This window comes from Pantoea sp. SGAir0215 (assembly GCF_043543215.1).
In genome coordinates this window covers 1,477,442-1,491,101 of sequence record NZ_CP028031.1, presented here as the reverse complement: position 1 = coordinate 1,491,101, position 13,660 = coordinate 1,477,442, and the positions used below count along the sequence as shown (strand labels likewise).

Genomic DNA, 13,660 nt, shown 5'->3' with positions numbered 1-13,660 from the left:
TCAATCGATGCCGACGATTGTTCGAGACCGCCCTCCCACTTTATTGTCGTCACGAATGGCGTAATCCGGCCTGTGCAGACCGTTTCTTCCACTAAAAAGATAACCGGCCTGACGGAAAGGCGCTTTCGTCTTCTTTAGCCCGCTTTACCAAAAAGCCATCCGCGCCAAGGGGGTAAACGGCAGGCTGTGCTTTAATTAGCGGTATATGGCCTCAGGCGCTATTTCACATGAAGGAAACAATGAAGGCATCTTCTGAAGAACTCAAAGTATTTGTCAGCGTGGTTGAAAACGGGAGCTTCAGCCGCGCGGCGGACACCTTGCAGATGGCCAATTCCGCCGTCAGCCGCACGATCAAAAAACTGGAAAATAAACTCGGACTGGCTTTACTGACGCGCACCACACGCAATCTTGCGTTAACGCAGGAAGGAGAACGTTATTTCCAGCAGGTTCAGCATTTTCTTCAGGTGATGACGGCCGCAGAAGACGCGTTGATAGAGAGCCGTCATGCGCCCAAGGGATTGTTACGTATTGATGCCGCCACTCCTGTCATACTGCATCTCCTGATGCCCATGATAAAAGCTTTTCGGGAGCGCTATCCCGAGATTGCCCTTTCACTGATTTCATCTGAAAACTTTATTAATCTCATCGAGCGTAAAGTCGATGTGGCGATTCGGGCAGGCAGCCTTACCGATTCAGGCCTGCGGGCACGACTGCTGTTCACCAGCTATCGCCGCTTTATTGCCTCTCCCGGGTATCTGGAGAAATATGGTATTCCTGTGTGCGCAGCCGATCTGGATAATCATCAGTGTCTCGGTTTTATTGATGCGCCACGTCTTAACCGCTGGCCAATCGCCTGTGACGATGGGGAACTTTACATCATCCGTTCGGAACTGGATTCTAACAGCGGAGAAACCATCAAGCAGCTTTGTCTGGACGGTAATGGGATTGCCTGCCTTTCTGATTATATGGTGCATAAAGAGATCGCTGACGGAAGTCTGGTGGAGATCCTGGCCGATCAACGTTTACCGGTAGAGATGCCGTTCAATGCTGTCTATTACAGCGATCTTGGCGTAAGCCAGCGCGTGCGTGCCTTTATTGATTTTTTAAGCGAATGGGTAGTAGAGCAACCCTGGCATATACAGGCTCAGTTACAGCCGTACACCCACCCCTGAAAGCAGTAATTTCCCTCGCCAGACTGTTTAAACATCATCTTCTGATGACGTTTACAGCGCAAATCCAGCCGCGTTTGCAGCCGTTCTGCGTCCCTGAAAGCACAGGAGGGCGTAAGCGAATACGGCGTCGTGAGAAGGACCGCCTGATGGTGAGTGCAAAGAGGGTGAGGTGAAGCCGGACCGTCAAAAACGCCTGTTCTGAGCGCCAGTCGAGGACAGACCAGAAGGTCAGCAGGAAGATTATGCAGCCGGGAGAGTGCGCGGAGGTAATGTCTTTTATATTAAGGAAAGGACTGAGTAGCACGCCAATGCGCGATCAATAAGCTGTGAAGTGATTGCCCTGGGCTGGTTGCCGTAGAAATGGAAAAAGCCCTGACCGTTAAGTCAGGGCTTTCCAATTAAGTGGCGGAACGGACGGGGCTCGAACCCGCGACCCCCTGCGTGACAGGCAGGTATTCTAACCAACTGAACTACCGCTCCACCGATTCTGTACTGATCGCAGAAAAACGTTCTGCTGTCAGGTGTTTCGCCCTTCCGCGTCACCGGTAAGGTCATGACCAGCGTGCTGGTCTTAAATTAATGCCTGGCAGTTTATGAATCACGCTGTGATTCACCCTTCGGGCCGCTGCGTTGCAGCGTTCAAAAGCGTTCGCTTTTGTCCTACTCTCTGTCGAGTAGCGAACTGCCCGAAGTTACGTGCAGGTTTGTTAATTTAATGCCTGGCAGTTCCCTACTCTCGCATGGGGAGACCCCACACTACCATCGGCGCTACGGCGTTTCACTTCTGAGTTCGGCATGGGGTCAGGTGGGACCACCGCGCTAAAGCCGCCAGGCAGATTCTGTCTGCCGCACCGCCCCCTCGGGCCGCACGGCGTTATCCGGTAAACAAGGCTGAAAATTCTTTCTGTCTCTCAACCCAAAACGCCTCTGGCGTTGTAAGGTTAAGCCTCACGGGTCATTAGTACCGGTAAGCTCAACGCATCGCTGCGCTTACACACCCGGCCTATCAACGTCGTCGTCTTCAACGTCCCTTCAGGAGACTTAAAGTCTCAGGGAGAACTCATCTCGGGGCAAGTTTCGTGCTTAGATGCTTTCAGCACTTATCTTTTCCGCACTTAGCTACCGGGCAGTGCCACTGGCGTGACAACCCGGACACCAGCGGTGCGTTCACTCCGGTCCTCTCGTACTAGGAGCAACCCCCCTCAATTCTCCAGCGCCCACGGCAGATAGGGACCGAACTGTCTCACGACGTTCTAAACCCAGCTCGCGTACCACTTTAAACGGCGAACAGCCGTACCCTTGGGACCTACTTCAGCCCCAGGATGTGATGAGCCGACATCGAGGTGCCAAACACCGCCGTCGATATGAACTCTTGGGCGGTATCAGCCTGTTATCCCCGGAGTACCTTTTATCCGTTGAGCGATGGCCCTTCCATTCAGAACCACCGGATCACTATGACCTGCTTTCGCACCTGCTCGAGCCGTCACTCTCGCAGTCAAGCTGGCTTATGCCATTGCACTAACCTCCTGATGTCCGACCAGGATTAGCCAACCTTCGTGCTCCTCCGTTACGCTTTGGGAGGAGACCGCCCCAGTCAAACTACCCACCAGACACTGTCCGCAGCCCGGATCACGGGCCCACGTTAGAACACCAAACATTAAAGGGTGGTATTTCAAGGACGGCTCCACGCAGACTGGCGTCCACGCTTCAAAGCCTCCCACCTATCCTACACATCAAGGCTCAGTGTTCAGTGTCAAGCTGTAGTAAAGGTTCACGGGGTCTTTCCGTCTTGCCGCGGGTACACTGCATCTTCACAGCGATTTCAATTTCACTGAGTCTCGGGTGGAGACAGCCTGGCCATCATTACGCCATTCGTGCAGGTCGGAACTTACCCGACAAGGAATTTCGCTACCTTAGGACCGTTATAGTTACGGCCGCCGTTTACCGGGGCTTCGATCAAGAGCTTCTCCTTACGGATAACCCCATCAATTAACCTTCCGGCACCGGGCAGGCGTCACACCGTATACGTCCACTTTCGTGTTTGCACAGTGCTGTGTTTTTAATAAACAGTTGCAGCCAGCTGGTATCTTCGACTGGCCTCGGCTCCGGGAGCAAGTCCCCTCACCTACGCGCCAGCGTGCCTTCTCCCGAAGTTACGGCACCATTTTGCCTAGTTCCTTCACCCGAGTTCTCTCAAGCGCCTGGGTATTCTCTACCTGACCACCTGTGTCGGTTTGGGGTACGATTTCGTGTTACCTGATGCTTAGAGGCTTTTCCTGGAAGCAGGGCATTTATCACTTCAGCACCGTAGTGCCTCGTCGTCACGCCTCAGTGTAAAGTGCACCGGATTTGCCTGGCGCACACACCTACACGCTTAAACCGGGACAACCGTCGCCCGGCCGATATAGCCTTCTCCGTCCCCCTTCGCAGTAACACCAAGTACAGGAATATTAACCTGTTTCCCATCGACTACGCCTTTCGGCCTCGCCTTAGGGGTCGACTCACCCTGCTCCGATTAACGTTGAACAGGAACCCTTGGTCTTCCGGCGACAAGGTTTTTCACCTTGTTTATCGTTACTTATGTCAGCATTCGCACTTCTGATACCTCCAGCATGCCTCACAGCACACCTTCAGCGGCTTACAGAACGCTCCCCTACCCAGCAACGCTTGCGCGTCGCTGCCGCAGCTTCGGTGCATGGTTTAGCCCCGTTACATCTTCCGCGCAGGCCGACTCGACCAGTGAGCTATTACGCTTTCTTTAAATGATGGCTGCTTCTAAGCCAACATCCTGGCTGTCTGTGCCTTCCCACATCGTTTCCCACTTAACCATGACTTTGGGACCTTAGCTGGCGGTCTGGGTTGTTTCCCTCTTCACGACGGACGTTAGCACCCGCCGTGTGTCTCCCGTGATAACATTCTCCGGTATTCGCAGTTTGCATCGGGTTGGTAAGCCGGGATGGCCCCCTAGCCGAAACAGTGCTCTACCCCCGGAGATGAGTTCACGAGGCGCTACCTAAATAGCTTTCGGGGAGAACCAGCTATCTCCCGGTTTGATTGGCCTTTCACCCCCAGCCACAGGTCATCCGCTAATTTTTCAACATTAGTCGGTTCGGTCCTCCAGTTAGTGTTACCCAACCTTCAACCTGCCCATGGCTAGATCACCGGGTTTCGGGTCTATACCCTGCAACTTAACGCCCAGTTAAGACTCGGTTTCCCTGCGGCTCCCCTATACGGTTAACCTTGCTACAGAATATAAGTCGCTGACCCATTATACAAAAGGTACGCAGTCACACCACGAAGGTGCTCCCACTGCTTGTACGTACACGGTTTCAGGTTCTGTTTCACTCCCCTCGCCGGGGTTCTTTTCGCCTTTCCCTCACGGTACTGGTTCACTATCGGTCAGTCAGGAGTATTTAGCCTTGGAGGATGGTCCCCCCATATTCAGACAGGATACCACGTGTCCCGCCTTACTCATCGAACTCACAGCCTGTGCACCTTTGTGTACGGGAGTATCACCCTGTACCCTGCGACTTTCCAGACGCTTCCACTGATGCACAAGCTGATGCAGGTTCTGGGCTCCTCCCCGTTCGCTCGCCGCTACTGGGGGAATCTCGGTTGATTTCTTTTCCTCGGGGTACTTAGATGTTTCAGTTCCCCCGGTTCGCCTCATGCCGCTATGTATTCACTGCATGATAGTGTGACGAATCACACTGGGTTTCCCCATTCGGGTATCGCCGGTTGTAGCGGTTCATATCACCTTACCGGCGCTTATCGCAGATTAGCACGCCCTTCATCGCCTCTGACTGCCAGGGCATCCACCGTGTACGCTTGGTCGCTTAACCTCACAACCCACAGGCGTTTTGCGCTTGCGTGTTATGAGCTTTTGAGAGACCCGAACGCATCGTGCTGTGTTCCTTATTACGGAGGAACACGACGTGCGTCGTTTCAAATTTTCAGCTTGTTCCGGATTGTTAAAGAGCAAATATCTCAAACGTGACCCTGAGGCCAGTTTTGAGATACTTCGTGGAGACACCTTTCACCTGTCACCAAGCAAGTGGCGTCCCCTAGGGGATTCGAACCCCTGTTGCCGCCGTGAAAGGGCGGAGTCCTAACCGCTAGACGAAGGGGACACGTACGTGTGTCTCGGCTTCGCAGCCGTCTTGCTTCTTCAGCTTTCTATCAGACAATCTGTGTGAGCACTTCGCACGAAGGTATCTTCAGGTAAGGAGGTGATCCAACCGCAGGTTCCCCTACGGTTACCTTGTTACGACTTCACCCCAGTCATGAATCACAAAGTGGTAAGCGCCCTCCCGGAGGTTAAGCTACCTACTTCTTTTGCAACCCACTCCCATGGTGTGACGGGCGGTGTGTACAAGGCCCGGGAACGTATTCACCGTGGCATTCTGATCCACGATTACTAGCGATTCCGACTTCACGGAGTCGAGTTGCAGACTCCGATCCGGACTACGACGCACTTTATGAGGTCCGCTTGCTCTCGCGAGGTCGCTTCTCTTTGTATGCGCCATTGTAGCACGTGTGTAGCCCTACTCGTAAGGGCCATGATGACTTGACGTCATCCCCACCTTCCTCCGGTTTATCACCGGCAGTCTCCTTTGAGTTCCCGACCGAATCGCTGGCAACAAAGGATAAGGGTTGCGCTCGTTGCGGGACTTAACCCAACATTTCACAACACGAGCTGACGACAGCCATGCAGCACCTGTCTCAGCGTTCCCGAAGGCACCAAGGCATCTCTGCCAAGTTCGCTGGATGTCAAGAGTAGGTAAGGTTCTTCGCGTTGCATCGAATTAAACCACATGCTCCACCGCTTGTGCGGGCCCCCGTCAATTCATTTGAGTTTTAACCTTGCGGCCGTACTCCCCAGGCGGTCGACTTAACGCGTTAGCTCCGGAAGCCACTCCTCAAGGGAACAACCTCCAAGTCGACATCGTTTACGGCGTGGACTACCAGGGTATCTAATCCTGTTTGCTCCCCACGCTTTCGCACCTGAGCGTCAGTCTTCGTCCAGGGGGCCGCCTTCGCCACCGGTATTCCTCCAGATCTCTACGCATTTCACCGCTACACCTGGAATTCTACCCCCCTCTACGAGACTCAAGCCTGCCAGTTTCAAATGCAGTTCCCAGGTTAAGCCCGGGGATTTCACATCTGACTTAACAGACCGCCTGCGTGCGCTTTACGCCCAGTAATTCCGATTAACGCTTGCACCCTCCGTATTACCGCGGCTGCTGGCACGGAGTTAGCCGGTGCTTCTTCTGCGGGTAACGTCAATTGCTGAGGTTATTAACCTCAGCACCTTCCTCCCCGCTGAAAGTACTTTACAACCCGAAGGCCTTCTTCATACACGCGGCATGGCTGCATCAGGCTTGCGCCCATTGTGCAATATTCCCCACTGCTGCCTCCCGTAGGAGTCTGGACCGTGTCTCAGTTCCAGTGTGGCTGGTCATCCTCTCAGACCAGCTAGGGATCGTCGCCTAGGTGGGCCGTTACCCCGCCTACAAGCTAATCCCATCTGGGCACATCCGATGGTGTGAGGCCCGAAGGTCCCCCACTTTGGTCTTGCGACGTTATGCGGTATTAGCTACCGTTTCCAGTAGTTATCCCCCTCCATCGGGCAGTTTCCCAGACATTACTCACCCGTCCGCCACTCGTCACCCGAGGAGCAAGCTCCTCTGTGCTACCGTCCGACTTGCATGTGTTAGGCCTGCCGCCAGCGTTCAATCTGAGCCATGATCAAACTCTTCAATTTAAAGTTTGATTTGCTGCAATCAGTGCAGCGATGCTCAAGGAAAACGTCGTAATGAATTTCAATACGTGTTCACTCTTAAGACTTGATATTTTTTTGCGTCCGGAGACGCGGATATCAATCCTGCGAGTGCCCACACAGATTGTCTGATAAATTGTTAAAGAGCAGTGCAACCAGCGGGTTAACCGTCTGTTGCGAGGTGGCGTATATTACGCTTTCCTCCTTCAGAGTCAACTTCTTTTTCAGAAGTTTTTCTCCGGCGAAAACTCCGGGGAGTTCTCTGCTGAACACCGCATTCCGTAAGTCGTTGTGCCGTGTCAGTGGAGGCGCATTATAGGGAAGCTTTCGCAGAGCGCAAGTGCAAATTTAAACTTTTTTGCTGTTCGTCTGAAATTTGCACAAAAGCGCTGTTTTAACCCTTTTTAATACGGGAAGGGAGCGCCGCAAGACTCTCTATTACCCAGTCAGCCAATGCCTCGCCTTCCGGCGTAACCGGCTTACCACTGCGCACTAACACTTTCTTACCGACACCGGCGGCCTGGGCGGCCTGCATATCTTCCAGCTTATCCCCTACCATATAAGACGCAGCCATATCGATATGCAGCTCTTCTTGCGCCGCCAGCAGCATGCCGGGTTGCGGTTTACGGCAGTCGCACTGCTGGCGATACGCTTCTACCGTTGCATCCGGGTGATGTGGACAGAAATAGATCCCATCAAGGTCGACATCGCGATCGGCCAGCGACCAGTCCATCCACTCGGTAAGCTGCATAAACTGATCTTCACTAAACATGCCACGTGCGATGCCAGACTGGTTTGTCACGACAACCAGCGCAAAGCCCATCTTTTTGAGTTGCTGCAACGCTTCAATTACACCATCGATAAACTGAAAATGATCGATTTCGTGGACATAGCCGTGATCAACATTGAGGGTGCCATCGCGATCGAGAAAAATGGCCGGGACTTTATTCGCCACGTAGAAACTCCTGCTATAAAAATTGCCGCTCAGTATTGCACGATTGTCATAAAACGGAGAATGCCCGTTTACATGACTTCGATTGATTTAGACGTCTGGATGCCTTAACATCCATCCAGCTTATGCATGCTGTCCTTTATGGCAGCACACCAGACCACGGATAATGCAAGACGGCAATAAATAACGTAATGATTAAATTAGAAAATATAACTAAAGTGTTCCAGCAAGGTTCGCGAACGATAAAGGCGTTATCTAACGTCAGCCTGCATGTCCCGGCCGGACAGATCTATGGCGTCATCGGCGCATCCGGTGCCGGAAAAAGTACGCTGATTCGTTGCGTGAATCTGCTCGAACGCCCTTCCTCAGGCCGCGTGTTGGTTGATGGCGCGGATTTAACGGCGCTGAGCGAACGACAGCTGACGCAGGCCCGCCGCCAGATTGGTATGATTTTTCAGCACTTCAACCTGATGAACTCCCGCACCGTCGCCGGCAATGTTGCGCTGCCATTAGAGTTGGGTAGCTTTTCTCGTGATGAAATTAAAAAGCGCGTCTCTGAGCTCCTGGAGCTGGTCGGCCTGGCGGATAAGCACGATGCCTGGCCTGCCAATCTCTCCGGCGGGCAAAAACAGCGTGTTGCCATTGCCCGCGCTCTGGCCAGTAACCCGAAAGTTCTGCTGTGTGATGAAGCCACCAGCGCATTAGATCCAGCGACCACGCGCTCAATTCTGGAATTACTGAAAGATATTAACCGCCGTCTGGGCCTGACTATTCTGTTAATTACCCATGAGATGGATGTGGTGAAACGCATCTGCGATCAGGTTGCGGTCATCAGCCAGGGTGAGCTGATCGAGAAAGACAGCGTAAGTGAAGTCTTCTCGCACCCCAAAACCCCGCTGGCGCAACAGTTCATCCAGTCAACCCTGCATCTGGATATTCCAGACGACTACCAGCAGCGCCTGTCGCCCGAAGCGGGCCCTGACAGCATGCCATTACTGCGTATGGAATTTACCGGCCAGTCCGTCGATGCTCCATTGCTGTCTGAAGCAGCGCGGCGTTTCAATATCAATAACAACATTATCAGTGCGCAGATGGATTACGCCGGCGGTGTGAAGTTTGGCATCATGCTGGCGGAAATTCACGGTAGCGAAAGCGATACACAAGCCGCCATTCAGTGGCTGCAGGAACATCATGTCAAAGTCGAGGTATTAGGTTATGTCTGAAGCGATGATTGCGCTGCTGGGGCGCGGCGTCTGGGAAACGTTGATGATGACCTTTGTCTCTGGCTTTTTCGGCTTCGTTCTGGGTTTACCGGTCGGCGTACTGCTGTATGTTACCCGTCCGGGACAGATTCTTGAAAACAAAGGGCTGTACCGTGTGCTGTCCGCCCTGGTTAACGTTTTCCGCTCGATCCCTTTCATTATCCTCCTTGTGTGGATGATTCCGTTTACCCGCGTCATCGTTGGAACCTCTATTGGCTTACAGGCGGCCATCGTGCCCCTGACTGTCGGTGCGGCACCGTTTATTGCCCGCATGGTTGAAAATGCCCTGCTGGAACTCCCGACCGGGTTAATTGAAGCATCACGCGCGATGGGTGCCACGCCGATGCAAATCGTGCGCAAAGTCCTGCTGCCTGAAGCCCTGCCCGGTCTTGTTAACGCGGCCACCATTACGTTGATTACCCTGGTAGGTTACTCGGCGATGGGCGGCGCAGTAGGCGCGGGCGGCCTCGGACAAATTGGCTACCAGTATGGTTATATCGGATATAACGCGACGGTGATGAATACGGTATTAGTGTTATTAGTCGTTTTGGTGTATCTCATACAATTCTGTGGCGACCGCATCGTGCGTGCTGTGTCCCATAAATAAGCAAGCAATATCACTATTAAGGAAAGGATATGTCTTTCAAATTTATAAACATTGCCGCTGTGGGTGCATTAATTGGCGCGATTGCGCTGGCAGGATGCGATCAAAAAGCCAAAGATCCCAACCATATCAAAGTGGGCGTGATCGTCGGCGCTGAACAGCAGGTTGCCGAAGCGGCGGCCAAAGTGGCGAAAGATAAGTACGGTCTGGATGTTGAGCTGGTGACCTTTAATGACTATGTGCTGCCGAACGAAGCACTGAGCAAAGGCGATATCGATGTGAATGCGTTCCAGCACAAACCGTATCTGGATCAACAGATCAAAGATCGCGGTTACAAGCTGGTTTCTGTAGGTAACTCTTTTGTTTATCCGATTGCGGGCTATTCGAAAAAAATCAAATCGCTGGATCAACTGCAGGATGGCGCACAGGTTGCCATTCCTAACGACCCAACCAACCTGGGCCGTTCGCTGCTGCTGCTGCAGAAAGTGGGCCTGATCAAGCTGAAAGACGGTGTGGGCCTGCTGCCAACCTCGCTGGATATCGTTGAGAATCCAAAACACCTGAAGATTGTTGAGCTGGAGGCGCCACAGCTGCCACGTTCACTGGACGATCAGCAAATCGCCCTGGCCGTGATCAACACCACTTACGCCAGCCAGATTGGCCTGACGCCGGCGAAAGATGGCATCTTTGTGGAAGATAAAGACTCCCCTTACGTGAACCTGATTGTGGCGCGTGAAGACAACAAAGACGCGGAAAATGTGAAGAAATTCGTGCAGGCTTATCAGTCTGACGAAGTGGCTGACGCGGCCAATAAAGTGTTTAACGGTGGTGCCGTTAAAGGCTGGTAAGGTCGTCTGATCTTTTCCCTCAGGGCGGCTTTTAGCCGCCCTTTCTGTTATTGCCATTTGCTGACTTGTTATTTATCCGTGTCCTTGTTTCAATAACGCCACTTTTTGACACTTGAGGATGTTGCTATGCGTTTTTTACCGCTCTGCTTGTTAGCATTGATGCTGACAGGGTGTGTTCGGGAATACCACCCAATAAGCAGCGCACCTTCTCATCCGCAGCAATCCAGCGAACCGACACGTAAGCCAACGTATCGTCCCGCCCCCGTTAAGGTGTACACCGATGCTGCCGATCTGGTGAGCAAGCCCTTCCGCGATCTGGGTGAAGTCTCCGCAGAGGATTGCCAGATGAGCAATCAGAGTTCACCGCCCAATATCGCCACCGCGCGTAAACGTATGCAGATTAAAGCCGCTCAGATGAAAGCTAATGCGGTACTGCTTCACAAATGTGAAATCGTGAGCAGCACCCCGGGCTGCTACCGTCAGGCTGTCTGCCAGGGTTCGGCGCTGAAAGTCACTAGTCAATGAGTGATTTTGCCTTTGCGCAGATCGGCGTAATCCGTTCGCCGTGGAAAGAGAAGTTCGCTGTCCCGCGTCAGCCTGGTCTGGTTCAGGACGGCGGCGGCGAACTGCATCTTTTGCCGCCTTATAATCAGGCAGAGGCCGTGCGCGGCCTGGAAGACTTCAGCCATCTCTGGGTGCTGTTTGTTTTTCATCAGACCCTGGAAGGCGGCTGGCGTCCGACCGTTCGCCCGCCCCGCCTGGGCGGTAACGCGCGCATGGGCGTTTTTGCTACGCGATCGACCTTTCGCCCTAATCCGATTGGGATGTCGCTGATTGAGCTCAAAGGCATCCGCTGCGCGAAGCAACAGGTCATTCTGGAGCTGGGCAGTCTGGATCTGGTGGACGGCACGCCGGTGGTCGATATCAAGCCCTATCTGCCCTTCGCCGAAGCCCTGCCTGAGGCGAGAGCGGGTTTTGCGCAGTCCGCGCCGGAAAGCAGCATGCCTGTGCGGTTTTCGCCGCTGGCCGGGCAGCAGTTGCAGCAGTATGCGCGCTATCCCTATCTTGCCCGCTTTATCCGTGAGGTTCTTGCGCAGGATCCGCGCCCCGCTTACCGTAAAGGTGAGGAAAAGGATCGCATTTATGCCGCCTCGCTGCTTGAGTTTACTGTGCGCTGGCGCGTTGATCACGCAGGCACGGAAGTCGTGGCCATCGATCCGCGTTAAAACCCGCTTTTTAGCCGGTGATCTCACTGGTACACTAGCCGCCAGCCTATTTTTGTCCGTGAATTTCCGATCAACTGGAATTGTAATCAATGCGTACTACTCAATATCTGCTCTCTACTCAGAAAGAGACACCGTCTGACGCGGAAGTGATCAGCCACCAGCTGATGCTGCGTGCTGGCATGATCCGTAAACTGGCCTCAGGGTTATATACCTGGCTGCCAACCGGACTGCGCGTATTAAAAAAAGTCGAAAACATCGTTCGCGAAGAAATGAACAACGCCGGTGCCATTGAGATTTCAATGCCTGTGGTCCAACCCGCAGACCTGTGGCAGGAGAGCGGCCGCTGGGAGCAGTACGGTCCAGAATTACTGCGTGTTGCCGATCGTCATGAACGTCCGTTTGTGCTCGGCCCAACGCATGAAGAAGTGATTACCGATCTGATTCGTAATGAGCTGAGCTCTTATAAACAGCTGCCGCTGAATCTGTATCAAATTCAGACCAAATTCCGTGATGAAGTGCGCCCACGTTTTGGCGTGATGCGTTCGCGCGAGTTCATCATGAAAGATGCCTACTCCTTCCATACCACGCAGGAATCACTGCAGGAAACCTATGACGCGATGTACCGCGCTTATAGTCAGATCTTCAGCCGTATGGGTCTGGATTTCCGTGCCGTGCAGGCGGACACCGGCTCGATTGGTGGCAGTGCCTCACATGAGTTCCAGGTACTGGCACAGAGCGGCGAAGATGATGTGATCTTCTCAACCGACTCTGACTATGCGGCGAACATTGAACTGGCCGAAGCCGTGGCACCGGCGGGCGAACGCCCTGCGCCTCAGGAAACAATGCGTCAGATCGATACACCGAATGCCAAAACCATCGCCGATCTGGTGAATCAGTTCCAGATGCCGATTGAGAAAACCGTGAAGACGCTGATGGTCAAGGGTGCAGAGGGAAGCGGTCATGCTCTGGTTGCCTTCCTGGTCCGCGGCGATCACGAACTGAACGAAATTAAGGCTGAAAAATCGCCGCTGGTTGCGTCACCGCTGGTTTTCGCGACCGAAGAAGAGATTCGTGCCGTGGTGGGTGCTGGCTTTGGTTCGCTGGGGCCGGTCGGGTTGACGATGCCGATTATCGCAGACCGTACCGTGGCGAAGATGAGTGATTTCTGCGCCGGTGCAAATGTGGACGGTAAGCACTACGTTGGCATTAACTGGGAACGCGATCTGCCCATGGCCGAGGTTGCTGATATCCGTAATGTGGTAGAAGGCGATCTGAGCCCGGACGGCAAAGGCACATTGCAGATCAAACGTGGTATCGAAGTAGGCCATATTTTCCAGTTGGGCACCAAATACTCCGAAGCGATGAAAGCGGCCGTTCAGGGTGAAGATGGTCGTAATCAGGTCATGACGATGGGGTGCTACGGCATCGGTATTACCCGTGTAGTGGCGGCGGCGATCGAGCAGAACCATGACGATCGCGGTATCATCTGGCCTGCGGCACTGGCCCCGTTCGACGTAGCGATTCTGCCAATGAACATGCAGAAATCATTCCGCGTAAAAGAGTTAGCGGAAGAACTGTACAACACGCTGCGCGCGAAAGGCGTCGAGGTGATTCTGGATGACCGTAAAGAACGTCCAGGCGTTATGTTCGCCGATATGGAACTGATTGGCGTCCCGCATACCATCGTGATTGGCGATCGCAATCTTGATAACCAGGAGATCGAATACAAAGCCCGTCGTGCCGGTGAAAAGCAGATGATTAAGCAGGATGAGATTGTCGATTTCCTGCTCAAGGCACTGAACAAGTAAGCCTGCCAT

Annotated in this window: 8 protein-coding genes, 2 tRNA genes and 3 rRNA genes; 7 read left to right on the top strand and 6 right to left on the bottom strand. The window is 53.4% G+C overall.

The window, feature by feature from the left end; translation table 11 throughout:
• Positions 1–239: 239 nt before the first annotated feature.
• Positions 240–1,172, top strand: a complete 933-nt coding sequence (gene yafC / locus C1N64_RS06915) for a DNA-binding transcriptional regulator YafC (RefSeq protein ID WP_110268558.1) — start codon at positions 240–242, stop codon at positions 1,170–1,172.
• Positions 1,173–1,575: 403 nt separating this feature from the next.
• Here yafC and C1N64_RS06910 read toward each other — a convergent pair.
• From C1N64_RS06910 to gmhB, 6 genes are all read right to left on the bottom strand, one after another.
• Positions 1,576–1,652, bottom strand: a tRNA-Asp gene (locus tag C1N64_RS06910).
• A 237-nt stretch (positions 1,653–1,889) separates the two neighbouring features.
• Positions 1,890–2,005: ribosomal RNA gene (rrf, locus tag C1N64_RS06905) — 5S ribosomal RNA — on the bottom strand.
• Positions 2,006–2,109: 104 nt separating this feature from the next.
• Positions 2,110–5,014, bottom strand: a 23S ribosomal RNA gene (locus C1N64_RS06900).
• A 213-nt stretch (positions 5,015–5,227) separates the two neighbouring features.
• Positions 5,228–5,302 (bottom strand) — tRNA-Glu (locus tag C1N64_RS06895).
• A 92-nt stretch (positions 5,303–5,394) separates the two neighbouring features.
• Positions 5,395–6,936 (bottom strand): 16S ribosomal RNA (locus C1N64_RS06890).
• The 16S, 23S and 5S rRNA genes sit together here with 2 tRNA genes alongside, the layout of an rRNA operon.
• 409 nt (positions 6,937–7,345) lie before the next feature.
• Positions 7,346–7,906: a D-glycero-beta-D-manno-heptose 1,7-bisphosphate 7-phosphatase gene (gene gmhB / locus C1N64_RS06885; RefSeq protein ID WP_006117790.1), complete on the bottom strand. Its 561-nt coding sequence runs from the start codon at positions 7,904–7,906 to the stop codon at positions 7,346–7,348.
• A gap of 188 nt (positions 7,907–8,094) precedes the next feature.
• Here gmhB and metN point away from each other — a divergent pair, with 188 nt between their 5' ends.
• The 6 genes from metN (at position 8,095) to proS (ending at position 13,651) form a co-directional block, all read left to right on the top strand.
• Positions 8,095–9,126 carry a methionine ABC transporter ATP-binding protein MetN gene (gene metN, locus C1N64_RS06880; protein WP_394515353.1) on the top strand — a complete coding sequence of 344 codons (1,032 nt, stop codon included), beginning with the start codon at positions 8,095–8,097 and terminating at the stop codon, positions 9,124–9,126.
• Entirely contained in the window at positions 9,119–9,772 is a 654-nt protein-coding gene (locus tag C1N64_RS06875; RefSeq protein ID WP_039338652.1) for a methionine ABC transporter permease MetI, read from the top strand. The genes metN and C1N64_RS06875 overlap by 8 nt, the downstream gene beginning before the upstream one ends.
• Before the next feature lie 29 nt (positions 9,773–9,801).
• On the top strand, positions 9,802–10,617 hold the full coding sequence (locus C1N64_RS06870; RefSeq protein WP_394515352.1) for a MetQ/NlpA family lipoprotein: 816 nt from the start codon (positions 9,802–9,804) through the stop codon (positions 10,615–10,617).
• Positions 10,618–10,743: 126 nt separating this feature from the next.
• Positions 10,744–11,142, top strand: coding sequence for an Rcs stress response system protein RcsF (gene rcsF / locus C1N64_RS06865; protein ID WP_006117786.1), 399 nt, complete (start codon positions 10,744–10,746; stop codon positions 11,140–11,142).
• Positions 11,139–11,843: a tRNA (N6-threonylcarbamoyladenosine(37)-N6)-methyltransferase TrmO gene (gene tsaA / locus C1N64_RS06860; protein ID WP_033740326.1), complete on the top strand. Its 705-nt coding sequence runs from the start codon at positions 11,139–11,141 to the stop codon at positions 11,841–11,843. Before rcsF ends, tsaA begins: the two co-directional genes overlap by 4 nt.
• A gap of 89 nt (positions 11,844–11,932) precedes the next feature.
• Positions 11,933–13,651 (top strand): proline--tRNA ligase, encoded by a 1,719-nt coding sequence (proS, locus tag C1N64_RS06855; RefSeq protein ID WP_033740325.1) that lies wholly within the window; start codon positions 11,933–11,935, stop codon positions 13,649–13,651.
• Positions 13,652–13,660: the final 9 nt, after the last annotated feature.

Excerpts from the sequence above, each read along its gene's own strand:
- yafC (WP_110268558.1), top strand. The coding sequence starts at position 240 with ATGAAGGCATCTTCTGAAGAACTCAAAGTATTTGTCAGCGTGGTTGAA.
- metN (WP_394515353.1), top strand. The coding sequence starts at position 8,095 with ATGATTAAATTAGAAAATATAACTAAAGTGTTCCAGCAAGGTTCGCGA.
- C1N64_RS06875 (WP_039338652.1), top strand. The coding sequence starts at position 9,119 with ATGTCTGAAGCGATGATTGCGCTGCTGGGGCGCGGCGTCTGGGAAACG.
- C1N64_RS06870 (WP_394515352.1), top strand. The coding sequence starts at position 9,802 with ATGTCTTTCAAATTTATAAACATTGCCGCTGTGGGTGCATTAATTGGC.
- rcsF (WP_006117786.1), top strand. The coding sequence starts at position 10,744 with ATGCGTTTTTTACCGCTCTGCTTGTTAGCATTGATGCTGACAGGGTGT.
- tsaA (WP_033740326.1), top strand. The coding sequence starts at position 11,139 with ATGAGTGATTTTGCCTTTGCGCAGATCGGCGTAATCCGTTCGCCGTGG.
- proS (WP_033740325.1), top strand. The coding sequence starts at position 11,933 with ATGCGTACTACTCAATATCTGCTCTCTACTCAGAAAGAGACACCGTCT.